The organism is Kitasatospora sp. NPDC089913, assembly GCF_044748625.1.
Classification (GTDB): Bacteria; Actinomycetota; Actinomycetes; order Streptomycetales; family Streptomycetaceae; genus Kitasatospora.
On sequence record NZ_JBIVGI010000014.1, the window covers coordinates 177,024 to 201,149 of the forward strand.

The 24,126-nt window shown below is 74.0% G+C and carries 19 protein-coding genes; 10 read left to right on the forward strand and 9 right to left on the reverse strand.

The window, feature by feature from the left end; translation table 11 throughout:
• Positions 1-6 precede the first annotated feature (6 nt).
• Positions 7-951: a LysR family transcriptional regulator gene (locus tag ACIPYS_RS22365; RefSeq protein WP_400748604.1), complete on the forward strand. Its 945-nt coding sequence runs from the start codon at positions 7-9 to the stop codon at positions 949-951.
• A 113-nt stretch (positions 952-1,064) separates the two neighbouring features.
• Here ACIPYS_RS22365 and ACIPYS_RS22370 read toward each other — a convergent pair whose 3' ends face one another.
• Complete coding sequence (locus ACIPYS_RS22370; RefSeq protein ID WP_400748607.1) at positions 1,065-2,552, reverse strand: alpha/beta hydrolase family protein; 1,488 nt, start codon at positions 2,550-2,552, stop codon at positions 1,065-1,067.
• A gap of 197 nt (positions 2,553-2,749) precedes the next feature.
• Here ACIPYS_RS22370 and ACIPYS_RS22375 point away from each other — a divergent pair, with 197 nt between their 5' ends.
• The 5 genes from ACIPYS_RS22375 to katG all read left to right on the forward strand — a co-directional run bounded on the left by ACIPYS_RS22375 (position 2,750) and on the right by katG (position 9,871).
• Positions 2,750-4,174: a sensor histidine kinase gene (locus ACIPYS_RS22375; protein ID WP_400748609.1), complete on the forward strand. Its 1,425-nt coding sequence runs from the start codon at positions 2,750-2,752 to the stop codon at positions 4,172-4,174.
• On the forward strand, positions 4,171-4,833 hold the full coding sequence (locus ACIPYS_RS22380) for a response regulator transcription factor (RefSeq protein ID WP_093858535.1): 663 nt from the start codon (positions 4,171-4,173) through the stop codon (positions 4,831-4,833). Before ACIPYS_RS22375 ends, ACIPYS_RS22380 begins: the two co-directional genes overlap by 4 nt.
• 99 nt (positions 4,834-4,932) lie before the next feature.
• Complete coding sequence (locus ACIPYS_RS22385; RefSeq protein WP_400748613.1) at positions 4,933-6,954, forward strand: glycosyl hydrolase; 2,022 nt, start codon at positions 4,933-4,935, stop codon at positions 6,952-6,954.
• A gap of 139 nt (positions 6,955-7,093) precedes the next feature.
• Positions 7,094-7,525 (forward strand): DUF5959 family protein, encoded by a 432-nt coding sequence (locus ACIPYS_RS22390; RefSeq protein ID WP_093858533.1) that lies wholly within the window; start codon positions 7,094-7,096, stop codon positions 7,523-7,525.
• 156 nt (positions 7,526-7,681) lie between these two features.
• On the forward strand, positions 7,682-9,871 hold the full coding sequence (gene katG, locus ACIPYS_RS22395) for a catalase/peroxidase HPI (protein ID WP_400748618.1): 2,190 nt from the start codon (positions 7,682-7,684) through the stop codon (positions 9,869-9,871).
• Between the two features lie 159 nt (positions 9,872-10,030).
• On the opposite strand, the gene ACIPYS_RS22400 is transcribed toward katG, so the two are convergent.
• From ACIPYS_RS22400 to ACIPYS_RS22420, 5 genes are all read right to left on the reverse strand, one after another.
• Positions 10,031-10,417 carry a transglycosylase family protein gene (locus ACIPYS_RS22400; RefSeq protein WP_400748621.1) on the reverse strand — a complete coding sequence of 129 codons (387 nt, stop codon included), beginning with the start codon at positions 10,415-10,417 and terminating at the stop codon, positions 10,031-10,033.
• Between the two features lie 488 nt (positions 10,418-10,905).
• On the reverse strand, positions 10,906-11,541 hold the full coding sequence (locus tag ACIPYS_RS22405) for a TMEM175 family protein (RefSeq protein ID WP_173861997.1): 636 nt from the start codon (positions 11,539-11,541) through the stop codon (positions 10,906-10,908).
• A gap of 143 nt (positions 11,542-11,684) precedes the next feature.
• The gene (locus ACIPYS_RS22410) at positions 11,685-12,416 is read right to left on the reverse strand and encodes a heparin lyase I family protein (RefSeq protein ID WP_400748625.1); all 732 of its coding nucleotides are present in this window, start codon (positions 12,414-12,416) and stop codon (positions 11,685-11,687) included.
• 224 nt (positions 12,417-12,640) lie between these two features.
• Positions 12,641-14,071 carry a uracil-xanthine permease family protein gene (locus ACIPYS_RS22415; RefSeq protein ID WP_093858530.1) on the reverse strand — a complete coding sequence of 477 codons (1,431 nt, stop codon included), beginning with the start codon at positions 14,069-14,071 and terminating at the stop codon, positions 12,641-12,643.
• A 263-nt stretch (positions 14,072-14,334) separates the two neighbouring features.
• The gene (locus ACIPYS_RS22420; protein ID WP_231978232.1) at positions 14,335-15,111 is read right to left on the reverse strand and encodes an adenosylcobinamide amidohydrolase; all 777 of its coding nucleotides are present in this window, start codon (positions 15,109-15,111) and stop codon (positions 14,335-14,337) included.
• Between the two features lie 217 nt (positions 15,112-15,328).
• Here ACIPYS_RS22420 and ACIPYS_RS22425 point away from each other — a divergent pair, with 217 nt between their 5' ends.
• From ACIPYS_RS22425 to ACIPYS_RS22435, 3 genes are read left to right on the forward strand one after another with little or no spacing between them, the layout of a single operon-like run.
• Positions 15,329-16,840, forward strand: a complete 1,512-nt coding sequence (locus ACIPYS_RS22425) for an MmgE/PrpD family protein (RefSeq protein WP_400748630.1) — start codon at positions 15,329-15,331, stop codon at positions 16,838-16,840.
• Complete coding sequence (prpB, locus tag ACIPYS_RS22430) at positions 16,840-17,745, forward strand: methylisocitrate lyase (protein WP_400748633.1); 906 nt, start codon at positions 16,840-16,842, stop codon at positions 17,743-17,745. Before ACIPYS_RS22425 ends, prpB begins: the two co-directional genes overlap by 1 nt.
• A gap of 18 nt (positions 17,746-17,763) precedes the next feature.
• The gene (locus ACIPYS_RS22435) at positions 17,764-18,888 is read left to right on the forward strand and encodes a bifunctional 2-methylcitrate synthase/citrate synthase (protein WP_400748635.1); all 1,125 of its coding nucleotides are present in this window, start codon (positions 17,764-17,766) and stop codon (positions 18,886-18,888) included.
• Between the two features lie 25 nt (positions 18,889-18,913).
• On the opposite strand, the gene thiI is transcribed toward ACIPYS_RS22435, so the two are convergent.
• From thiI to folP, 3 genes are all read right to left on the reverse strand, one after another.
• On the reverse strand, positions 18,914-20,191 hold the full coding sequence (gene thiI, locus ACIPYS_RS22440; RefSeq protein ID WP_400748638.1) for a tRNA uracil 4-sulfurtransferase ThiI: 1,278 nt from the start codon (positions 20,189-20,191) through the stop codon (positions 18,914-18,916).
• 146 nt (positions 20,192-20,337) lie between these two features.
• The gene (locus tag ACIPYS_RS22445) at positions 20,338-21,789 is read right to left on the reverse strand and encodes a short-chain fatty acyl-CoA regulator family protein (RefSeq protein WP_400748641.1); all 1,452 of its coding nucleotides are present in this window, start codon (positions 21,787-21,789) and stop codon (positions 20,338-20,340) included.
• A 184-nt stretch (positions 21,790-21,973) separates the two neighbouring features.
• Complete coding sequence (folP, locus tag ACIPYS_RS22450; protein ID WP_400748644.1) at positions 21,974-22,867, reverse strand: dihydropteroate synthase; 894 nt, start codon at positions 22,865-22,867, stop codon at positions 21,974-21,976.
• Between the two features lie 146 nt (positions 22,868-23,013).
• Between folP and metF the strand changes: the two genes are divergently transcribed.
• Positions 23,014-23,931 carry a methylenetetrahydrofolate reductase [NAD(P)H] gene (gene metF / locus ACIPYS_RS22455; RefSeq protein WP_400748647.1) on the forward strand — a complete coding sequence of 306 codons (918 nt, stop codon included), beginning with the start codon at positions 23,014-23,016 and terminating at the stop codon, positions 23,929-23,931.
• Positions 23,932-24,126 lie beyond the last annotated feature (195 nt).

A 24,126-nucleotide genomic window follows, 5' to 3' on the forward strand; every position in this document is an offset into this window, starting at 1 on the left:
GGAACAATGCCGGTGAGCAGCCAGGATCCGAACCTCGACGCCAATCTCGCGGTCGCCCTCGACGCCCTGCTGACCGAGCAGAGCGTCACCCGGGCCGCCGCGCGGCTGCACACGTCCCCGGCGGCGATGAGCCGCACCCTGGCCCGGCTGCGCCGGGTCCTCCAGGACCCGCTGCTGGTGCGGGCGGGCCAGGCGATGGTGCCCACGCCCCGCGCCGAGGAACTGCGGGACGAGGCCGCCGCGGTGGTGCGCCGGCTGGAGGCGCTGCTCACCCCGAGCGGCGGGGTCGATCCCGCCGCGCTGCGGCGCACCTTCACCGTCCAGGCCGCGGACCTGGTCGGCGCGGCCCTGGCGCCCGGCCTGCTCGCCCTGGCCCGCCGCCGGGCGCCGGGCGTCTCGCTGCGGGTGCTGGCGGAGGACTTCGAGGCGGGACCCGCGCTGCGCGAGGGCCGGATCGATCTGGAGATCGGGGCGATCGACCACGTCGACCCGGAGACCCTGGTGGAGGAACTGGCCACGCTGCGGATGGCGGTCGGGGTCCGGGCCGGGCACCCGCTGACCGAGGGGCCGCTGACGCCGGACCGGCTGGCGGCCGCCGAGCACGTGGTGGTGAGCCGGCGCGGCCGCTTCACCGGCCCGCTGGACGCGGCTCTCGCCGAACGGGGCCTCAGCCGCCGGGTGAGCGCCGTACTGCCGGGGCACCTGGCGGCGATGGCGCTGGCCGCCACCGGCGACGTGGTCTGCCTGGTGCCGGTCGCCCGGCCGGGCGAGCCGCCGTCGCCGCTCTCCGGTGCGGCGCAGACCCTGGGCCTGCGGCTGCTGGAGATCCCGCTCGAACTGCCGCCGCTGGCCATCGGGATGGCCTGGCACCCGCGCCATGCCGCCGACGGCGGCCACCAGTGGCTGCGCGCCGCCGTGCGGCGGGTGCTCCGCCCGGCCCCGGCGGGGTGAGTCCGCGGGGCCTCCGGCGTGCGGCACCGCTAAGGCGGCACCGCTAAGGCGGCACCGGGTGTGGGGCCCCCCCGGGGGGGGGCCCCCCCCCCCGGGGCCGTGGGCCCGCCCCCTCAGCGCCCGCCCGGGGCCCGGACGGTGAGGCTGCCGTAGGCCGACAGCGCGCCGGACAGGTCGCCCGGCCGGTCGCGCAGAGCGGCGTCCAGGAAGGCGAGGGTGGCCCCGGCGACGACGCGCGGGCTCCGGGCGCGGCCCAGGGAGCCGACGATGCCCGGGACCGGCGGCAGGTACAGCGGGCCGTCCATGAAGCTGAGGTGCGCCGCGCCGGGAACGGTCAGCCGGTAGCTCGTCGCCGTGTTCGCCGCGAGCGCCTCGGTCAGCCGGGGGAGGTACCGGGCGTCGGTCGCCCCGGTCAGCGCCTGGGTCATCGCGAGCACCGGCCGGTCGAGCGAGGGCGAGGCCGGGCCGTGCGGGAAGCCGTCCAGATCGACGACGGCACGGAACCGGTGGTCCTGCCGGGCGGCCTGGAGCGCGGCGGCGCCCCCCATCGAATGGCCGGTCACCGCGGCCCGGCCGGTGTCCAGCCGCCCGGTCAGCGGGTCGCCGCTCCCGGCCCGGTCCAGACCCTCCAACTGGCTGAGGACGAAACCGAGATCGGCGGCCCGGACCGCCGTCCAGCCGGCCGCCAGCTTCTCGTCCTGGTCCGCGTCGCCGGAGGAGGAGGTCTCGGTGGTGACCGTCCGGCCGTCGGCGAGGACGACGGCCGCGGAGTCGTACGGGTGGTCGAGGGCGGCCACCAGGTAGCCGTGGCTCGCGAGTTCCTCCGCCCAGGCGGTGTTCTGGGTGCGCACCCCGCCCGATCCGGGCGAGAACAGCACCACCGGGAAGCGGCCGCCGTCCCCGGCCACCGGGGCGTCGAAGACCGAACGGCTGCGGGCCCGCGGCACACCGTCCATCAGGAAGTCCGGCAGGCCGACCCCGCCGGCGAGGGCCCCGGCGACGGTCCGCGCCTCGGCCTCGGTGCGCCCGAGGTACTGGGCCCGCGGCGCACCGGCGGGGCTCCTCCCCGCGGGGTACCAGAGCTGGACCACGACCGTGCGCCGGTCGGCCGGATCGGGGGTGAAGGTCTCCGGCCGCTGCTGGTCGGTCCACTGCAGCACCCGGGTGCCGACCGCGAACCCGCCCGTGGGCTCGGGGAACTCGGGAACGGGGAAGGCCCAGGCGGACACCGGCCCGGCGGCGACCAGCCCGGCGCAGGCCAGCGATCCCGGCAGCGCCAGCCACCAGCGGGCCCGCCACGTCGTCCGGCCGGACCGCCGGCGCAGCAGCGGGGCGAGGGCGAACGGCAGGGCGAGGAGGGCACCGGCCAGGACCGGCAGCAGCTGCCAGCGGATCCCGGTCACGAGCAGCACGAGCCCGGACAGGACGAGCACCGCGCCCGCCACGACCGTGGTGCGGGGGCGGGCGGCCGGGGGCAGCCAGCGCGCCACCACCAGGGCGAGGGCGGCCAGCAGGGCGAGGATTTCCAGGGGGGACAGGAACAGTCCCGAGATGATCTCGTTCACCCGGCCATCGTCGGCGGCGGTCACCCGACGCCGCATCGCCCCCGGGTCGCCGCCCGGTCCCACCCCGGGCGGGCGCCAGCACCCCTGCCGCTGCGACCGGGGTGGCAGCCGGGCTCCCCGGACCGGCGGTCGCGTTGCGACCGGGGGAGGTGTCCGCCCTCCTCCTCGGGTCGTAGACGGCCCCGGCACCGTCCGACGGTGGGCGCATGTGCCCGGCGGGCCGGTGGCCTACCGTGACAGGGCCGCGGAAACGCCCGGACGGCGACAGCGACCGGGGCAAGCGCAGCACCCACGGCTGCAAGAGCGACCCGAACGACAAGCGTGACCCGAACGACAAGAGCAACCAGTACAACCAGAACAACAAGAGCGAACCAGAGCGACCAGAGCGACCAGAACGACAAGGACGACAAGGACGTGCGATGACCGAGGCGGCCGCGGTACCCGGAAAGGCCCCCCGGCCGTGGGCGGGCCGGCTGGAACGGGCGGCCACCGCCGCGGCCCGCCGGATCCCCCGGCTGCCGCCCCAGGTGTGGGACGCGCTGCTCCCGGCGCTCCTCCTCCTCAACGCCGCGACCGTGCCCGTGCCGCAGGAACGGGCGTTCACCGTGGCCCTCACCGCCGCCCTCGCGCTGCCCCTGCTGTGGCGCCGCCGGGCCCCGCTCGCGGTGTTCGGCGCGGTGGTGGCCGCGGCCACCGTCCAGTGGCTGCTGGACGTCCAACTCCCCGCCGACATCGCCGTCCTGGTGGCCCTCTACACGGTGGCCGCGCGCTCCGACCGGCGCACCGCACTGGCCGCCGCCGCCGTCGTGGAGGCGGGAGTCCTGCTGGCCTGCCTGCGCTGGGCGCCGGACGGCGCGTTCGCCACCCCGTTCGTCGCCGTCACCGCGACGACCGTGGCCGCCGCCGTCCTCGGGACGAACGTACGCACCACCCGCGCCTACCTCGCCGCCGTGGAGGAACGGGCCGCACACCGGGAGCGGGAGCAGGAACAGCGGGCACGACTCGCCGTCGCCGAGGAACGGGCGCGGATCACCCGCGAGATGCACGACATCGTCACCCACAACCTCTCCGTCATGGTCGCGCTCGCCGACGCCGCCGGCTACGCGCGGCAGCGGTCGCCCGACCGGGCCGACGCGGCGATGCGGCAGATCTCCGGGACCGGCCGGCAGGCGCTGACCGACATGCGGCGCTCGCTGGGCGTCCTGCGGGCCGACGAACCGGACGCCGAGCGCCACCCGCTGCCCGGAATCGCCCAACTGGACGCCCTCGCCGAGCAGATGTCCGCCGCCGGCCTGCCGACCCGGCTGGAGGTCCACGGCGGCCACGGCCACCTGCCCGCCACCGCCCAGCTCACCGTCTACCGCCTGGTGCAGGAAGCCTTGACCAACGCCCTCAAACACACCCCCGCCGGCACCGGCGCGACGGTCCGGATCGGCTGCTCGCCCGGCACCGTCACCGTCGACGTCACCGACAACGGCCCCTGCCCGCCACCCTCCGCCGGAGCCCCCGCCGCCGCACCCTCCGGCCACGGCATCCCCGGCATGCGCGAGCGCGCGGCCGCCTACGGGGGCACGCTGCGGGCCGGACCGCTCCCGGGCGGCGGCTGGGGCGTCCGTACCCGGCTGCTCCTCGACAGCGCCGGGGCGGTGCCCGCATGACGATCCGGATCCTGATCGTCGACGACGAGGCCCTGCTCCGGATGGCCTTCGGCACCGTCCTGGACGCCCAGCCCGACATGGCCCCGGTCGGCGAGGCCGCGGACGGGCAGCAGGCCGTCCGGCTCGCCCGGGAGCTGCGCCCCGATGTCGTCCTGATGGACGTCCGGATGCCCGGGACGGACGGGATCGAGGCGACCCGCGAGGTGGTCCGGGTCTCCCCGCGGAGCAGGGTGCTGATCCTCACCACCTTCGACCTGGACGAGTACGCCTTCGCCGGGCTGCACGCCGGAGCCTCCGGCTTCCTGCTGAAGAACACCAGGCCGGAGGAGCTGCTCGGCGCGATCCGGACCGTGGCCGCGGGCGACGCCGTGGTGTCGCCGCGGATCACCCGGCGCCTGCTGGAGACCCTCCGCCCGCACATCCCGGACGGCCGCGCTGCCGCGCGCGACGACCGGCTCGGCCGGCTCAGCGCCCGGGAGCGCGAGGTGCTGGTCGAGGTCGGCCGGGGGCTGTCCAACGCCGAGATCGCGGCCGCCCTGTACCTGGCGGAGGCGACCGTGAAGTCCCATCTGGGGCGGGTCCTGCAGAAGCTGGAACTCCGCGACCGGATCCAGGCGGTGGTCTACGCCCACGAGAACCGTCTGGTCCGGCCGGGGTGACGCCCCCACCGGCCGTCGTCCGGACGGACGTCCAGCCCCTAGTGTGATCATCGGCAGGACGGATGCTCCTGCTTGTGCCGAAAGCAACGGGGGGTGCTGATGAGGCTGCGTCGACGATCCGTCGCGGTCCTGCTCGCGGTGGCGAGCGTGCTGGGCGGCGGGAGCGCCGCCGCGCCGGTGGCGGTGGCGGCCGCCGTTCCACCGGTGGACGCGGGGGCGAGCCCGCAGGCGCGGGCGGTGCTGGACTGGCTCGCGCACCTGCCCGACCGGGGACTGCGGAACAGGACGGCGTCCGGATTCTTCGCCGGGTACAGCGGCAGCGCCGCGGCCGGGTCCGGAAAGGACTTCGCCACCCAGTACCGGGACGTCACCGAACTGGCCGACCGGACGGGCCGGTTCCCGGCGATCCTCGCCTGCGACTACGCGAGCGGCTGGAACGCAGGCGGGGAGCCGACCGCGATCGACTCGGGCTGCGACAGCGAGATGATCGAGCACGCCGGTCGCGGCGGACTGGTCTCGGTGAGCGTCCACCTGCCGAACCCGGTGGCGGGCGCCGCGTGGCGGACTCCGCTGCCGCAGCCGGCGTTCCGGCAGCTGTCCGACCCGGCCACCGCCGCCGGCCGGGCCTGGCGGAGCGAACTCGACGACGTCGCGGCCGGGTTGCGGCGACTGTCCGACGCCGGGGTGCCCGTGCTGTTCCGGCCGTTCCACGAGATGAACGGGGACTGGTTCTGGTGGGGCCGCCAGGACCCGGCCGACTTCGCGGCACTGTGGCGCGGCACCTACGACTACCTCACCACCGCCAAGGGCCTGCACAACCTGCTGTGGACGTACGCGCCGAACTGCGGCTCCGCCGACCCCACCGCCTACTGGGTCGGCCGCGCCTACGCCGACGTGGTCGGACTGGACTGCTACACCGCCGACCCGTCCGCGATCACCGGTTACGAGAAGCTGCTCGAGCTCGGCAAGCCGTTCGCGTTCACCGAGATCGGCCCCGGTGCGGGCGCGGGCGGCACCTTCGACTACGACCTGTGGGTGAAGGCGCTGCACGAGCGCTTCCCGCGCACCTCCTACTTCCTGGCCTGGAACAACGAGTGGAGTCCGGCCCGGAACGTCAACGGCGCCGAGCTGATGAACGACCCGTGGACGGTGAACCGGGGAGGGGTCGACCTCGCCGCCGCCCCGGCGGAGGACCCGCCGGTGTCCTACCAGGACTTCGAGAGCGGCACCCAGGGCTGGAGCGGCTGGCACCTCGCGGCCGGCCCGTGGCAGGTGACCGAGTGGTCCGCCCGCGGCAGCGGGTCGCTCAAGGCGGACGTGGACCTCGGCACCGGCGCCGCCTACCTGAACAAGGTCGGCCCGCTCGACCTCTCCGGCGACACCGTGCTCAGCGTCGACGCCCGCACCGCGCCGTGGGGCGACCAGGCGGGCGGCACCCGCGCCAAGCTCTACGTGCGCACCGGCACCGGCGACGCCGCGGGCTGGACCTGGACGGACTCGGGTGCCGTCACCGTCGACACCAAGTCCACCCGGCTGGTCCTGGACCTGACCAGGGTCCCGGACCGGGCCCACGTCCGCGAGATCGGCGTCGAGTTCGCCCCCGCGGCCGGGGCGGGCGGCCGGTCCGCGGTCTACCTCGACGACGTGCGGCGCGGCGGCCTGCTGGCCGGCTTCGAGCACGGCACCGAGGGCTGGTCCGGGTCCGGTGCGGCGGCCGGACCCTGGGCGGTCGCCGACGAGGGAGCGGCCGAGGGCCGCAGCGCGCTCAAGGCCGACGTCGAGCCCGAGCGGGGCGCCGTCCGGCTCGGGCGGACCGCCCCCGTCGACCTGACCGGGGCCACCGTGCTCACCGTCGCCGCCGGCACCGCGCCCTGGGGGCAGCAGGCGGGCGGCACCACGGCCAGGCTGTACGTGCGCGCCGGGACCGGCGACGCCTCCGGCTGGAGCTGGACCGAGAGCCCCGCCGTCACCGTCGGCCCGGACGGGCGGGTCCTGCGGCTGGACCTGGCCGGGGTGCCCGACCCCGCCCACGTGCGGGAGATCGGTGTGGTCCTCACCCCCGCACCGGGTGCCACCGGTCGTACCGCCGTGTACCTGGACGCCCTGCGCCGGTGGAGCTGACCGGCCCGCCCGCCCGGCGGCCGGGCCGTCGGTGCGGCCTGGCACGATCCCGGTACCGCGGCCGCCCGCCGCGCCGGTCCCCGTCGGGGGAGCGGGGCGGCGGGCGGCCGGCCGATGACGGACGGAAGCGGGGACAACCGTGGGCGGGGACATCATCAGGTTGGCGGACCGGACGCGGAACGTCACGGTGGAGCTGGACGGGCCGACGGCGCGCGCCCGGCGGGAGGGCCGGTACGAGGCCGAGATCGTGATCAGGACCGGTTTCGTCACCGCGCAGCTGCCGGTGCACCTCACCGACGCCGACCTCGCGGACCTCGCGGGGTGGCTCTCCGCCCGCGCCGCGGCCGAGGAGGCCGGCACGCCGCCGGACGGCGCCGCCACCGACTGGCCGGAGTCCGGCCGCAGCGCCTACCTGCGGCTGCACGCCGCCGACCCGTTCGTGGTCGAGATCCGCGACCCGGTGCAGAGCGGTGTCACCGTCACCGTGCCGCTGGAGCTGCGCGACGGCTGGGCCGCCCGCGCCGCCGCCCGGCTCGACGTGCTGCGCGCCGGGCTCGCCGACGGGTCCTGAGCCCGGCGCCGGCGCCGCCGGGCGCCGCCCGTCGGCCGCGTGCCGTGCCTCCGCCCCGTCCGGTGAAGGCCCCGCGTGTTCTGCCCGCCGTACGGTCCCGGGTGCGGGACCATACGGGCGAAAGGGCAGATAACAACTGAGGACGAAGGGGCGGACGTGTCCGGCAGCGACAGCGAGAACCCAGCAATTCCTTCCCCCACCCCCAAGGCGACCGGGCCCAGGAGCAACCGCGACTGGTGGCCCGAGCAGTTGGACCTCCAGGTCCTGCACCGGCATTCGCCGCTCTCCGACCCGATGGACGAGGACTTCGACTACGCGGCGGAGTTCGCCACCCTCGACGTCGAGGCGCTGAAGCGGGACGTCGTCGCGCTGATGACCGACTCCCAGGACTGGTGGCCCGCCGACTACGGCCACTACGGGCCGCTGTTCATCCGGATGAGCTGGCACGCCGCCGGCACCTACCGGATCTCCGACGGCCGGGGCGGCGGCGGCAGCGGCGCCCAGCGCTTCGCGCCGCTCAACAGCTGGCCGGACAACGCCAGCCTGGACAAGGCCCGGCGCCTGCTCTGGCCGGTCAAGCAGAAGTACGGCCGGAAGATCTCCTGGGCCGACCTGCTGGTCTTCACCGGGAACTGCGCCATGGAGTCGATGGGCTTCCGGACCTTCGGCTTCGGCTTCGGCCGCGAGGACATCTGGGAGCCCGAGGAGGTCTTCTGGGGCCCCGAGGACACCTGGCTCGGCGACGAGCGCTACAGCGGCGAGCGCGACCTCGCGAATCCGCTCGGCGCCGTGCAGATGGGGCTGATCTACGTGAACCCGGAGGGCCCCAACGGCAATCCGGACCCGAGGGCCGCCGCCGTCGACATCCGGGAGACCTTCGCGCGGATGGCGATGAACGACGAGGAGACGGTCGCGCTCATCGTCGGCGGACACACCTTCGGCAAGTGCCACGGCGCCGTGGACCCGTCCTGCGTCGGCCCGGAGCCCGAGGGCGCCCCGATCGAACAGCAGGGCCTGGGCTGGCGCAGCACCTGCGGCAGCGGCTCCGGCGCCGACGCCCTCACCAGCGGACTCGAGGGCGCCTGGACCACCGAGCCGACCCGCTGGGACAACGGTTACCTGGACAACCTGTTCCGCTACGACTGGGAACTCACCACCAGCCCGGCCGGGGCCAAGCAGTGGAAGCCCACCGACCCGGCGGCCGCGAGCGCCGTGCCGGACGCGCACGACCCCGCGAAGCGGCACGCCCCGATGATGCTGACCACGGACCTCGCCCTGCGCCAGGACCCGGTCTACGAGGCGATCTGCCGGCGCTTCCACGAGCACCCCGACCAGCTCGCCGAGGCCTTCGCCAAGGCCTGGTACAAGCTGCTGCACCGCGACATGGGCCCGGTGTCCCGCTACCTCGGGCCGTGGGTGCCCGAGGCGCAGCTGTGGCAGGACCCGGTCCCCGCCGCCGACCACGAGCCGGTCACGGACGCGGACGTCGCCGACCTCAAGAAGCGGATCCACGACTCCGGCCTGGGCATTCCCCAGCTGGTCGCCACCGCGTGGGCCTCGGCCGCCGTGTACCGCGGCACCGACATGCGCGGCGGCGCCAACGGCGCCCGGATCCGGCTCGCGCCGCAGAAGGACTGGGAGGTCAACAACCTCCCCGAGGTCACCGACACGGTCCGGCGGCTGGAGGAGATCCGGCGGGACTTCAACGCGGCGCAGAGCGGCGACCGGCGGATCTCGCTCGCCGACCTCGTCGTGCTGGGCGGCAACGCGGCGGTCGAGCGGGCCGCGCACGCCGCCGGGCACGCCGTGACGGTCCCGTTCGCCCCGGGGCGCACCGACGCCTCGCAGGAGCAGACGGACGTGGAGTCCTTCGCGGTGCTCGAACCGCGGGCCGACGGGTTCCGGAACTACCTGCGGGCCGACGAGAAGCTCTCGCCCGAGTCCCTGCTGCTCGACCGGGCCGACCTGCTGACGCTGACCGCGCCGGAGCTGACCGTCCTGATCGGCGGGATGCGGGCGCTGAACGCCGGCTTCCGGGGCTCCCCGCACGGTGTCCTCACGCACCGGCCGGAGACGCTGACGACGGACTTCTTCGTCAATCTGCTCGACATGGGCACGGAGTGGAAGCCCTCGGCGTCGGAGGCGAACGTCTTCGAGGGGCGGGACCGGGCCACCGGCGCGGTGAAGTGGACGGCCACCGCCGTCGACCTCGTCCTCGGCTCGCACTCCCAGCTGCGCGCACTGGCCGAGGTCTACGGCTCCGGGGACGCGGACGAGAAGTTCGTCCGGGACTTCGTGGCGGCGTGGACGAAGGTGATGAACCTCGACCGGTTCGACCTGCGCTGAGCGGCCGTCCGGCCGGCCGGTGCGAGGCCGACCGGCCGACGGTCCGGCCCGGGAACGCACGACGCCGCTGATACCGGACCTTCCCCCGTGGTGGGGGTGGTCGGGTGTCAGCGGCGTGTGTCGTGGTGCGGCCCCCGGAGTACGGAGGGGGCGGGGGTGTTACTTGGTGAGGCCGGCCTTGACGGAGCAGACGGGCCAGGCGCCGGGGCCCTGGGCGGCGAGGACCTTCTCGCCGACGGAGATCTGCTGGGCCTTGGTGGCCTGGTGCGCCTGCGGCGCGTAGGCGGTGCCGCCGAAGGCGGCCCAGGTGGAGCTGGTGAACTGCAGGCCGCCGTAGAAGCCGTTGCCGGAGTTGATGGCCCAGTTGCCGGTGGCCTCGCAGGCGGCGACCTTGTCCCAGACGGTGGCGGGGGCGGCGGAGGCGGCGTTCGCCGTGACGAGGCCGGCCACCGGCAGGGCGGTGAGGGCCCCGGCCATGAGTGCCATCCGGACGCGGTTGCGGCGCTTGGTGGCGGTGGTGGCGGTGGTCTCGTTACGGAAGGTCATGCGGTTCCTTTCGGAGCGGGATGCGGGCGTGCGGAACCAGGCCCCGGGGAGGGAGTGGTTTCGGGACGCGACGCTCGCGTGGTCGGGCACCGTGCGGGCTCCGGGGCGGTGAGGCCCTGGTGTGCGGCTCGTTCGGTGCAACGCATTCGAAGTTACGGGGGTGGGGGTGGTGTTTCAAGGATTCGGAGGTTTAGCCACGTCAGCGGGGGGTTACCGTGGGTATGGATCATGAAAATGGGTTGATTTGAAGGCAAATGCCCCGATTTTCAAGATCGAATACCGGCCGGAAGTGGCCTGGGCCACGTCGGCGGGCCTGTGAGGCCGGGCACACGGTCGACGAGGCGTGGCGGCCCGGTTCCGGCGGGTGCGGAAACCGGGCTCCCGGGCGGGCCCCGGAGGCGGCGCCGGGTGGTCCGGGCCACAGCCCTCACCCGCCGTGCCCGACGCCGTCACCCGCCGTACCCGAAATGCCCCCGGCGCGGGCGCGGTCACACGTCCGACCGGCTGACCCGCGTGCTCCAGCGCCCGATGGCGACCTTCAGCGGCAGCAGGACCAGCCAGCCCCACACGACCCGGGATCCGATGAGGAAGCTCAGCGGCGCCGTGGCGGCGAAGACGACCACCGTCGCCCCGAGGTCCGCCAGATATGCATGGGCCTCCCGGTCCGGCAGTGGCGCCGCCCGGAGCCACGGGCGCCTCCACACCACGAGCAGCAGTGTGAACTGGGTGCTGCCGAGGACGGCGACGGCCGCGGAGTAGATGGCGACGGCCGAGGGTTCGCGCCCGTACTCGGCGATGAGGGAGGTGGGGAAGGGGAGCAGCGCCGCCACCCCCAGGCCGAACAGCGTCAGCCGGATCACCAGGCCGTCCACCTGGCGGACGCCGAGGAACAGGCGGTGGTGGTCGCGCCAGAAGGCCGCGAGGACGAGGAAGCTCAGGGCGTACGCGCCGACCTGGGGGAGGAGCTCGTGCAGCTGGCGGTGGAACTCGGCGGAATCGAGGCCATCCGGGAGCTTGATGTCGATGGCGAGCAGGGTGATCGCGATGGCGTAGACGCCGTCGGCCAGCGCGATCAGCCGTTCCGGCCTGCCGAGCAGGGGCTCCGGGGCTGTCGGGGTCGTCATCCTGCCGACCCTAGGCAGCCGAGGGCCGGGAGCGGCGCAGGCCGGACGGTCCGCCGGGCCGTGTCCCGCCCCCGGCCGATCGCCGGGCCCCGGGTCGGGAGCCGGGAGACGGTGTGTCGGGCCCGGATCTGCCGGGCCCCGGGTCAGGAGCCGGCGGTGGCCGCCTGGAGGGTGGTCGCCATGATCGGGCTGGTGAACGTGTTCGTCGCGTTCCCCGTGGACTGGTGGTAGGAGCCCCACTTGAGGTAGTTGCGGTCACCGTCCCAGGTGGTGCCCTTGAAGGTGCCGGAGCCGGTGGTGAAGGTCTGCTTCACCCCGTCGAACCAGAAGTCGATGGTGCCGTTGGTCCGGCCGAGCCGGATCTTCAGGGCGTAGGAGTGCCACTGGTTGTTGCTGGTCGGCGCGGTCCACAAGGTGTGCGCCACGTGGTGGGTGTCCCACTCCTGGAGGCGGATGCGCCCGTTGGTGGCGTCGATCTCGATCGGGTGGTTCGCCGTGCCGGCGCTCGGCGAGCACTTGAGCTGGAACACGTAGCGGCTGTTGTTGTCCTTGATGTTCAGCTTGGAGGACCAGCCGAGGTAGAAGGTGCTGCCCTCCTTCAGGTTCGGGCCGAGCGTCTCGCAGCGTTCCTCGCCGGCGGCCTGGAACGCCCGCCACACGCTGCCCTTGGCCGGGTCCTTCACGACGCCGAACTTCCCTTCCGCGCATTGCACTCCGGCGAAGGAGGAAGGACCCTTGTCGGTGCTCGGGGTCCACAGGACGGTGGCCGCGGCGGTGGCGGAGCTGCCCGCGACGGCGGTGCCGCAGGTGATCGCGAACGCGCTGAGCGCCACGATCCCGGCGGTGGTCCGGTGGTGGTGGGGCGAAGACGGCATGTCACTCCCGGGTGGACGAGTCGTCGGAGTCGGAGGCCGACCGGGTGGTCGGCCCGGACGTGCGGAGCGATTCGACCATCTGACGCCCTGTGGGACCAGCCGGGCGGGCCGGGCGTGGCCCTTTCGGGCAACGCCCCCCGGCCGGCCGCCCCCCGGTCGGCCGGGGGGCGGTCGACCGGGGGCGGTCACCCGCGGGAACGGCACGGGGACGAGGGGGCGGACCGCTACGGCGAGAGTCGCCGGGCCCCGCCCGGCTCCTCGCCCGGTTCCCCGGCCGGGCCCGCGTCCGCGTCGTAGGAGGAGGTGCCCGAGTCGAGCAGCGGTTCCTGCGTCCTGAGGTGCGCCGGGGCCAGGGCCCGCAGCACGTGGTAGCCGGTGATGACCACCAGGGTGCCCAGGGCGATCCCGCTGAGGCTGAAGGTGTCGGTGAACTTCAGGGTGACGTTGCCGATGCCGATGATGATGCCCGCGGCGGCCGGCACCAGGTTCAACGGGTTGCGCAGGTCGACCCCGGACTTGACCCAGATCTGCGCGCCGAGCAGGCCGATCATGCCGTAGAGGATGACGGTGATGCCGCCGAGCACCCCGCCGGGGATCGCGGCGACCACGGCACCGAACTTCGGGCAGATGCCGAACAGCAGGGCGAAGCCGGCCGCGGCCCAGTAGGCGGCGGTGGAGTACACCCGGGTCGCGGCCATGACGCCGATGTTCTCGGAGTAGGTGGTGTTCGGCGGTCCGCCGAGCGCGGTGGACAGCATCGAGCCGACGCCGTCGGCCGAGATCGCGGTGCCGAGCCGGTCGTCCAGGTTGCGGCCGGTCATCTCGCCGACGGCCTTGATGTGCCCGGCGTTCTCGGCGACCAGCGCGATCACCACGGGCAGTGCCACCAGGATCGCGGACCACTCGAACGAGGGGCCGTGGAAGGTGGGCAGTCCGATCCAGTCCGCCGAACCGACGCCGGACAGGTCCAGCCGCCAGTGGTCGGTGAGCTGCCCGCCCGCGTCCACCGAGTGGATCTTCCCGAAGACCCGGTCGAACAGCCAGGAGATCGCGTAGCCGAAGAGCAGCCCGAGGAAGATCGCCACCCGTGACCAGAAGCCGCGCAGGCACACCACGGCCAGCCCGGTGAACAGCATCACCAGCAGCGCCGTCCATTGGTCCTGCGGCCAATAGGTCGAGGCGGTCACGGGCGCGAGGTTGAAGCCGATCAGCATGACCACGGCGCCGGTGACGATCGGCGGCATCGCGGCGTGGATGATCCGCGCCCCGAACCACTGGACGGCCAGGCCCACCAGGAACAGCACCGCGCCCACGACGAACACGGCGCCGGTGACGGTCGCACTGGTCCCGCCCTGGGCCCGGATCACCGCGGCCACGCCGACGAAGGAGAGCGAGCAGCCGAGGTAGCTGGGCACCCGCCCCCGGGTGGCGAGCAGGAAGACCACGGTCGCGACGCCGGACATCATGATCGCCAGGTTGGGGTCCAGCCCCATCAGTACGGGTGCCACGAAGCTCGCGCCGAACATGGCCACCACGTGCTGGGCACCCAGCCCCGCCGTCCTGGGCCAGGAGAGCCGTTCGTCGGGACGGACGACCGCTCCCGGTGCGGGCGTACGCCCGTCACCGTGCAGCTTCCAGCGCACGCCGAGATCCATGTGGGGGTTCGCTTTCTCTGTACTTCCGGGTACTTCCGGTGGACTGTGCCGCACCATTCTCCTGGTCGGCGACCCCTTCTCGTGCCTCCGGCGGAGAGCGGGGCGGCACTGACCGGTGCGGTTGCCGAGGGACCTGTCGGTACCGGTGCGAGAGGTCCCCGAGGGGCGCGGAGGGCGGGTCGGAAGCGCAATGCGACCCGGGGCCACGGCTGTGGGACGCGTGCGAGGGGCCCGAGGGCCGCGACCGGACCTCCTCGGGCCGCTCACCCGGTGAGGCGGCCGGCCAGCAGGACGTTCTCGCAGCCGCACTCCGGTCGCGGCCCCTGGTGCGGCGCGGCCGGTCCGCGGGCCCGGCGGTCGCGATCGCGTTCCGCCCCGTCCCGCACGGCCCGGTGCACGGCCCGGGCCAGTCTGGCGCCCCACACCGACCGCGGCCCGCCGAACGGGTCGGCCGGCCCACCGTCGACCGGGCTGCGGACGGCCACGCACACCGCGTCGGACGGCGTACCGGAACAGTCGTACCCGGCGTCCAGGAGCGCCTGCACCTTGGCCTCGGTGGCCGTCGCCAGCAGGTTCACCAGACCGGCGTCGGACACCGGTGCCGGTACGACCGCGAGGATGTTGATCGTGCCGGGCACGTACTGGGCGGGCGCCGGGACGACCGGCGGCGCGGCGGCCCAGGTCGGCACGCCGATGCCGGTCGTCACCAGGGCGACGGCGCCCCCGTCCTCCGACCAGGTGCAGTCGTCGACCTCCGCGGCCGTCATCAGACCGACGCCGGGCCCGCGCAGCCCCTCCGCCCGCGCCAGCTCCGCCAGGTGCCGGTCGGGGTCCATCCGGTCGTAACCGGCCCGGACCTGCGCGTTCAGCACCCAGCCGCGCTCGCCGGTCCCGCCGCCCAGCACCGCGCTGCTGACCATCCGCCACCCCGGGCCGGCCCGCCACACCACATGGTGACGGCACGAGCCGTCCTCGGACCGGGCGCGTCGCTGGACCACGGGCCGCTGGGTCTCCTGCACGGAGCTGTCCGCTGTGCTCACCTCGGAAGGTCGGGAATCCGGGCCCTTCCGCCTCCAGGAGGCGCCGGTGACGACCGGGCGAGGGGTTCGTGGGGATCCTAACGGTCCGCAGGATTCGCAGATTCACAGCTCGACCGTGTACGGATTCGACAGATTGGCCTGCTGGATCATCGGCGCTCCGGCGGGCAGGCTCGACCGCACAAGCCCGGAACCGTTCCCACGCCCACGAGGAGCCCCCGTGATCGAGCACCACGTCCGTGTCCACCCGAGTGCCGACCGGCTGCCGCGCGAGGAGCAGCTCGCCTGGAAGCTCGCCGCCGTCGCCGCCGGCACCGAGGAACTGGATCCCGAGAGCGCCGCGATGGCGGTCAACCGGGTGATCGACAACGCCTCCGTGGCGGTCGCCTCGCTGCTGCGGCGCCCGGTGGCGGTGGCCCGGGCCCAGGCGCACGCCCACGTCCACCACGCCGCGCCGGGTGCCCGGGTGTTCGGCAGCCTGGTGCGGGTCTCGCCGGAGTGGGCGGCGTGGGCCAACGGCACGACGGTGCGCGAACTGGACTTCCACGACACCTACCTCGCCGCGGACTACTCCCACCCGGGCGACAACATCCCGCCGCTGCTCGCCGTCGCCCAGCACACCGGCCGCACCGGTGCCGACCTGCTGCGCGGCATCGTCGCCGCCTACGAGGTGCACGTCGCCCTGGTGAAGGGCATCTGCCTGCACGAGCACCGGATCGACCACGTGGCGCACCTGAGCGCGGCCACCGCCTGCGGGATCGGCACCCTGCTGCGACTGCCGACCGAGGTCACCTACCAGGCCGTCCAGCAGGCGGTGCACACCACCACTGCCACCCGGCAGTCCCGCAAGGGCGAGATCTCCAGCTGGAAGGCGTACGCCCCGGCGTTCGCCGGCAAGGCCGCGATCGAGGCCGTGGACCGGGCGATGCGCGGCGAGACCTCGCCGTCCCCGATCTACGAGGGCGAGGACGGCTTCCTCGCCCGGATGCTCGACGGACCCGGCTCCGACTACACCGTGCTGCTGCCCGAGGCCGGCGAGGCGCGCCGGGCGATCCTGGACACCTACACCAAGGAGCACTCCGCCGAGTACCAGGCCCAGGCGATCATCGACCTGGCCCGCCGGATGCGCGAGAGGACCGGCCCCCTGGAGCGGGTGCGCTCGGTGGTCCTGCACACCAGCCACCACACCCACCACGTCATCGGCTCCGGCGCGAACGACCCGCAGAAGTACGACCCCACCGCCAGCCGCGAGACCCTCGACCACTCGATCCCCTACATCCTCGCGGTCGCCCTGGAGGACGGCGCCTGGCACCACGAGCGCTCCTACGCCCCCGAGCGGGCCGCACGCCCCGGGACCGTCGCGCTCTGGCGGAGGATCACCACTGTCGAGGACCCGGAGTGGACCCGCCGCTACCACCACCCCGACCCGCAGCACCGGGCCTTCGGCGGCCGCGTGGTCGTCACTCTCGACGACGGCACCGTCGTCGAGGACGAACTCGCGGTCGCCGACGCCCACCCGGCGGGCGCCCGCCCCTTCGACCGGCCCGCCTACCAGCGCAAGTTCCGCACCCTCACCGACGGCCTGGTCACCCCCGCCGACCAGGACCGCTTCCTGACCGCCGCGGCGGACCTGGCCGAGCTGCGGGCCACCGACCTCGACGAACTGTTCCCGGCCGTCGACACCCAGGCCGTCCGGGACTTCGACGAGACCCTCCCGAAGGGCCTGTTCTGATGCTCCACACCCGCACCACCCCGGCCCAGCGCCGCCGCGCCCTGCGCGAACGGCTCGCCACCGGGCGGCTGCTGACCATGCCGGGCGCCTTCAACCCGCTCTCCGCCCGCCTGATCCAGGACCTCGGCTTCGAGGCCGCCTACCTGTCCGGCGCGGTGCTCGCCGCCGACCTCGGCCTGCCCGACATCGGCCTCACCACCGCCACCGAGATCGCCGACCGCGCCGGCCGGACCACCCGGGTCACGGACCTGCCGGTCCTCGTCGACGCGGACACCGGCTTCGGCGAACCGATGAACGCGGCCCGCACCGTCCAGCTGATGGAGGACGCCGGCCTGGCCGGCCTGCACCTGGAGGACCAGGTCAACCCCAAACGCTGCGGCCACCTCGACGGCAAGACGGTCGTACCCCGCACGGACATGGTCCGCCGGATCAGGGCCGCCGTCGACGCCCGCCGCGACCCCGACTTCCTGATCATGGCCCGCACCGACGCCCGCGCCGTCGAAGGACTCACCGCCGCGATCGACCGGGCCAAGGCCTACGTCGACGTCGGCGCCGACGCCGTCTTCCCCGAAGCCCTCGCCGACGAGGCCGAGTTCGAGGCCTTCCGCAAGGCCGTCGACGTCCCCCTGCTCGCCAACATGACCGAGTTCGGCAAGGGCCCGCTGCTCGACGCCCGCACCCTCCAGAACCTCGGCTACGACATCGCCCTCTACCCCGTCACCCTGCTGCGCCTGGCCATGGGCGCGGCCGAGGGCGGACTGCGCACCCTCGCCGCGGAAGGCACCCAGGAGTCCCTGCTGCCCCGCATGCAGACCCGCTCCCGCCTCTACGAACTCCTGGACTACCAGGCCTACTCGGCCTTCGACTCGGCCGTCTTCGACTTCACCCTCCCGCCCGGGAACTGACACACCGGAGGCACCACCATGCTCGAGATCCATCGCGGACTCGCCGGTGTCGTCGTCGACACCACGGAGATCTCCACCGTCATCCAGGAGACCAACTCCCTCACCTACCGCGGCTACCCCGTCCAGGACCTCGCCGCCCACCGCTCCTTCGAGGAGGTCGCCCACCTCCTGTGGCACGGCGAGCTGCCCGACGACGCCCAACTGCGCGAGTTCCGGGCCCGTGAGCGCGCGCTGCGCCCGCTGGACCGCACCACCGCCGAGGTCCTGGCGAAGCTGCCGGAGACCTGCCACCCGATGGACGTGCTGCGCACCGCCGTCAGCTTCTTCGGCGCCGAGGACCCGACCGAGGACGACGGCCGCCCGGCCCCCAATCTCGCCAAGTCGCTCACCCTGCTGGCGAAGCTGCCCACCGTGGTCGCGGCCGACCAGCGCCGCCGGCGCGGACTGGCGCCGATCCCGCCGGACCCGGACCTCGGCTACGCGGAGAACTTCTTCCACATGTGCTTCGGCGCCGTCCCCGCCCCGGAGGTGGTCCGCTGTTTCGAGATCTCCCTGGTGCTCTACGCGGAACACAGCTTCAACGCCTCCACCTTCACCGCCCGCGTCGTCACCTCCACCCTGTCCGACCTCTACAGCGCCGTCACCGCCGCGATCGGCGCGCTCAAGGGCCCGCTGCACGGTGGTGCCAACGAGGCCGTGATGCACATGCTGGAGGAGATCGGCGACCCGGCCCGCGCCGCCGACTGGCTCGACGAGGCGCTCGCCGCCGAGCGGAAGATCATGGGCTTCGGCCACCGGGTCTACAAGCACGGCGACTCCCGCGTCCCGATCATGCAGGCCGCCCTCGACGACCTGATCGCCCGCAGCACCGACCCGGGGACCACCGGGCTGGCCGCCCTGCACGGCGCGCTGCGGGAGGCGATGCTGGAGCGCAAGGGCATCCACCCCAACCTCGACTACCCGGCCGGGCCGGCCTACCACCTGATGGGCTTCGACACCCCGGTGTTCACACCGATCTTCGTGATGAGCCGGGTCACCGGCTGGACCGCCCACATCACCGAACAGCTGGCCCACAACGCCCTGATCCGACCGCTCGCCTCCTACGACGGGCCGGAGCAGCGGCCGGTGCCGGCCACCGTGTAGGCGGCCGGCCGGGGAGCGGACCGGGTCAGGACGGGACCGCGCAGGTCGCGCCCGCTTCCGGTGCCCGGTCCTCCTCCTGGCCGGGCCGCATCACCTGCACGTTCGCGAGCAGCGCGTCGACCAGCTCGTCCAGGTCGAGGCGCTTCTCCACGGCCCGCAGGTGGCCGATGCGGGTCCCGGTGCTGACCCGCGGCGGGGCGAGCAGGCTGCAGCAGTCCTCGTCCGGCAGGACGGAGATCTCGGCCGTGCCGAGGGCCCTGGCCTGGTCGATGATCTCCTGCTTCTCCCAGCCGACCAGCGGTCGCAGCACCGGCAGGGTGGCGGCCTGGTCCACGGCGACCATGTTGGCCAGGGTCTGACTGGCCACCTGTCCCAGACTGTCGCCGGTCACCAGCGCCTGCGCGCCGGTGCCGGCGGCCAGGGCCGAGGCCGTCCGGACCATGAGCCGGCGCTGGGCCACCACCTGCAGCCGGCCGGCACCCGCGACGGCCAGCTGCTTCTGTGCCTTGCCGAGGGCGACGACGTGCAGGGCCCCGGGCGGCTGGTAGCGGTTGAGCTCGCGGGCCAGTGCGTACGCCTTGTAGACGGAGGCCGGGTCGGTGTACGGCGCGCCGCTGAAGTGCACGAAGTCGCAGGCGAGCCCGCGCCGCATGGCGCGGTGCGCGGCCACCGGCGAGTCGTAGCCGCCGGAGAGCAGCACCAGGGCCCGTCCACTGGCACCGACCGGCAGGCCGCTCAACCCGGCGTGGCGCTCCGCCGACAGGTACGTCTCGCGGTGGTCGACCTCGACGGTCAGGGTGACGTCGGGCGAGGTGAGGTCGACCCTCAGACCCTCGATCCGCGGCTGGAGGAGCGCGCCGAGGTGGCGCTCCAGCTGGGTGGAGGTCAGCGCGAAGGTCTTGTCCCGGCGTTTGGCCCGTACGGCGAAGCCGGTGGCGGCCCGTCCGGCGCAGGCGGTGCGCAGCACGTCCAGGGCGTTGGCCTCGACGGACTCCATCGTGCTGGGGACGCGGAGCGCCGGCTCGACGGAGCTGAATCCGATGACCGTGCGTGCCCGCTCCACCAGGGTCCCGACGGGTACCTCTCCGCCGAGCACGGTGATGTTGTGCGGGGACCGTATCCAGGTCGAGCCGCCTGCGCCGCGCAGGGCGGAACGGAGGTTGTCCTCCAGACGCCGGACGAACAGGTGCCGGTTGCGCCCCTTGAGGGCCACCTCGCCGTGCTTGAGCAGCACGCAGTGCCCGTACGGGGCGGTGGCGCCGCGGGGAGCGGGCAGGCGGGTCTCGTCGGTCGGGTGGTTCATTCGGAAGGCCCAGTCGTCGTCGGAGGTGTGGTCGGCTCCGCCCCTCGCGCGGGAGTGGCGGAGCCGGAGGGAAGTCGTGGTGCTCGGGCGGGGCCGGGCGGGAGCGCGGCGCGGACACCGGGGCGGGCCGTCGTCCGGCCGGCGCCTCAGTGACCGGCGTCGGCCGCCTCGCCGAGCACGGGGTAGGGCACCTGGCCGCGCCGGTCCGGATCGACCAGCAGGTGCCCGCCCGCCGGGGGCCGGGCGCGCTGCGCGCAGTCGCGGCGTTCGCAGATCCGGCAGCCCAGCCCGATCGGCGTCGCGGCGCCGGGCGCGTTGACGGCGACGCCCTCGGCGTACACCAGGCGGTGGGCGTGGCGGAGTTCGCAGCCGAGCGCGACGGCGAACTCGCCGCGCGCCGTGCGGCGGCCGTAGCCGCCGTGGGAGACGGTCCGGGCGATCCAGAAGTAGCGTTTCCCGTCCGGCATCTCGGCGACCTGGGTGAGGATCCGGCCGGGGGAGGAGAACGCCTCGTAGACGGTCCAGAGCGGGCAGGTGCCGCCGAGGCGGGAGAAGTGGAAGGCGGTCGCCGACTGGCGTTTGGAGATGTTCCCGGCCCGGTCGGCGCGCAGGAAGGAGAACGGCACACCCCGGCGGCCCGGCCGCTGGAGGGTGCTCAACCGGTGGCAGACGGTCTCGAAGCCGACGCCGAAACGGATCCGCAGCAGCTCGACGTCGTACCGGAGTTCCTCGGCGGCGGCGTGGAAGGCGGTGTAGGGCATGAGCACCGCGCCGGCGAAGTAGTTGGCCAGGCCGATCCGCGCCAGGTCCGCCGCCTCGGGTGACGTGAGGTCGTGCTCGGCCGCCGCCACGAGGGTGTCGATCAGCGGGCGGTGCTCCAGCAGTGCGAGCTGGGTGGCGAGTTGGAAGGCGCGGCGGCCGTCGGTCAGCCACGGCGAGAGGTGGAGCGTGGCGGTCGCCGGGTCGTAGCGTCGCAGATCGGCGACCCGGGGGCGGTCGGCCTCGACCACCCGCACGCCGTGCCGCTCGGCGAGCCGGGCGGTCAGGGCTTCCGCCGTGCGTCCCGCGGTGGCGGTCGCGAGCGATTCGGCGGTCCGCTCGGCCGCCTCGTCGAGGACGGCGATGTGGTTGTGGTGGGCGTAGAAGAAGTCGCGGACCTCGTCGTGGGGTTCGGCCGGACGCAGGCCCGCGCCGGGCCCCGGCTCGCCCAGGTCGCCGACGCGCGCCAGCGCCTCGCGGTAACCGCGGTGCAGCGCGACCAGGGCGCGCGCCACCTCCGGGTGGTCCCGGCTGACCTCCGCGATCTCCTCGGCGGGCACGGAGCCTCCGCACAGCTGGTCCGCGAGCGCGGTCCGCAGATCGGTGCCCAGGCGCTCCTCGTCGGCCTCGGAGAAGAACTCCGGGTCCACCCCGAACACTTGGGAGATCCGCAGCAGCACCGAGGCGGTCAACGGGCGCTGGCTGTGCTCGATCTGGTTGAGGTAGCTGGTCGAGATGCCCAGCTCCCGGGCCAGCTCGACCTGGTTCATGCCGTGCTCCCGGCGGAGCCGGCGCAGCTTGGCGTGGGCGTAGATCTTCCGCCCGGCCGGTCGTGCCATAACGCCTGTCGTTCCTTTCCCCGCCCGTATTTGCGAAGGTACCACTGCCCTGGGTTTGCAGTATTCGCAAGAACCGGCCGCCGCCCTGCGAGCAATCCGCAGGCGAGTGGTCTTCGGCGACCCGCGGGTCGCGGCGGACGAAGGCTCGGCGGTCGCCCCGCGGCCGCGGGTTCGAAGCCGCGCCCTACCTCATGCGGTGCGGCGGCCGCCGACCGGCCGCGGGCCGGTGCGCGTGCAGGGCGGCCTCGACGCGCACGGCGTCCGCGGTGGCCCGGACTTCGTGGACGCGGACCGCCCAGGCTCCCGCGGCGGCGGCCAGCACGGCCGTGGCCGCGGTGGCGGCATCGCGTTCCCGGGCCGGGCGGGGTACGCCGGTCGCCGGGTCGGTGAGCAGTTCGCCGAGGAAGCGTTTGCGCGACGGCCCCACCAGCAGCGGTCGCCCCAGGGTGTGCCAGGCGTCCAGGGCGGCGAGCAGCGCCCAGTCGTCGGCGCGGCTCTTGGCGAAGCCGAGGCCGGGGTCGACGATCACCCGGGCCGGGTCGACTCCGGCCGACACCACGGCGTCCAGTTGGCGTTCCACCTCCGTGGTCACGTCGGCCACGACGTCCTCGTAGTCGGCCAGTCCGTCCATCGCGTGGGACTGTCCCCGCCAGTGCATGAGGACGAAGGGCACGCCGGTCCGGGCGACGGTCCTGGCCATCCGGTCGTCGGCCAGGCCTCCGCTGACGTCGTTGACGATCCGGGCACCCGCGTCCACCGCCGCCTCCGCGACCTCGGACCGCATCGTGTCGATGCTCACCAGGACACCCTCGCGGGCGAGGCCCCGCACCACCGGCAGGACCCGGGCGAGCTCCTCCTGGAGCGGCACCCGGCGGGCGCCCGGGCGGGTCGACTCCCCGCCCACGTCCACCATGTCGGCGCCCCGGGCGACGAGCGACAGTCCGTGCTCGACGGCCCGGCCCGGGTCCAGCCAGCTGCCGCCGTCCGAGAACGAGTCGGGCGTGACGTTGAGAATTCCCATCACGGCGCAGCGGTCCCATTCGGGAAGTCCGGGGAGGGTGTGCAACTGTCTTTCCATGCCCCCATTGTGCACTGTGCGGAGACCCTGGGGATCCACTCCGCAAGCATCGGATCCGGACACCGGGGGATGCATTTCCGAGCAATCCCGTATCACTCTACGGACACCGGGGACGAGCCGTCCAGGGGCCCGTATATTCTCTCCGCATGACACTCGGAACCCCCTCCACCCGTAACGACCGGGCGGCATCCGTGCGCGATCTCCTCGCCACCGGGAAGCGTTCCTATTCGTTCGAGTTCATGCCACCGCGCAGCGCCGCGGCGGAGGCCGGACTGTGGAATGCGATCCGCCGCCTGGAGGCGCTCTCCCCGACCTTCGTCTCGGTGACCTACGGTGCCGGCGGGTCGACCCGGGAGCGGACCGTGAAGGTCACCGGCCGCATCGCCCAGGAGACGACCCTCACGCCCACCGCCCACCTGACGGCCGTCGACCACAGCGTCGCCGAACTCAGGAACATCCTCGGACACTACGCCGACCAGGGGGTTCGCAACATCCTGGCGCTGCGGGGCGACCCGCCGGGCGACCCGCTCGGCCCGTGGGCCCGGCACCCCGACGGGGTCGAGTACGCCGCGGACCTGGTGCGCCTGATCAAGGAGTCCGGCGACTTCTGCGTCGGCGTCGCCGCTTTCCCGGAAATGCACCCGAGATCACCGGACTGGGACTCCGAGATCCGCCACTTCCTCGCCAAGTGGCGGGCCGGCGCGGATTACGCGATCACTCAGATGTTCTTCGAGGCGGACAGCTACCTCAGATTCCGCGACCGTCTCCAGAGTGCCGGGTGCGATATTCCGGTAATTCCGGAGATCATGCCCGTGACCACCATCCGGTCGCTTCTCCGTATTCCGACCCTCAGTACCGCTGCCATTCCGGCGGACTTCTCCGGACGCATGCTCGACCTTCAGGAGGATCCGGCGGCGGTCCGCTCCGCCGGAATCGAGCACGCCACCGCCATGTGCAGCCGACTGATTTCCGAGGGCGCGCCCGGGCTGCATTTCATGACCATGAACTTCTCCACGGTCACGACGGAGATCTACCAGAACCTCGGCCTGTCCGCGGCCGTCTGATCCCTTGCCCGGGTGCGACCCCCGTTCCTCGCGGCGGCAACCCGCCCTCGGACGGTCCGTGAGGTGACAGTGCCGCCGGGGCGGGGGGGGCCCCCCGGGGGGGCCCCCCCCCGGGGGGGCCCCCCCCCCGGGGGGGGGGGGGGGGGGGGGGGCGCGGGGGGGGGGGGGGGCCCGGGCGGGGGGGGGGGGCCCCGG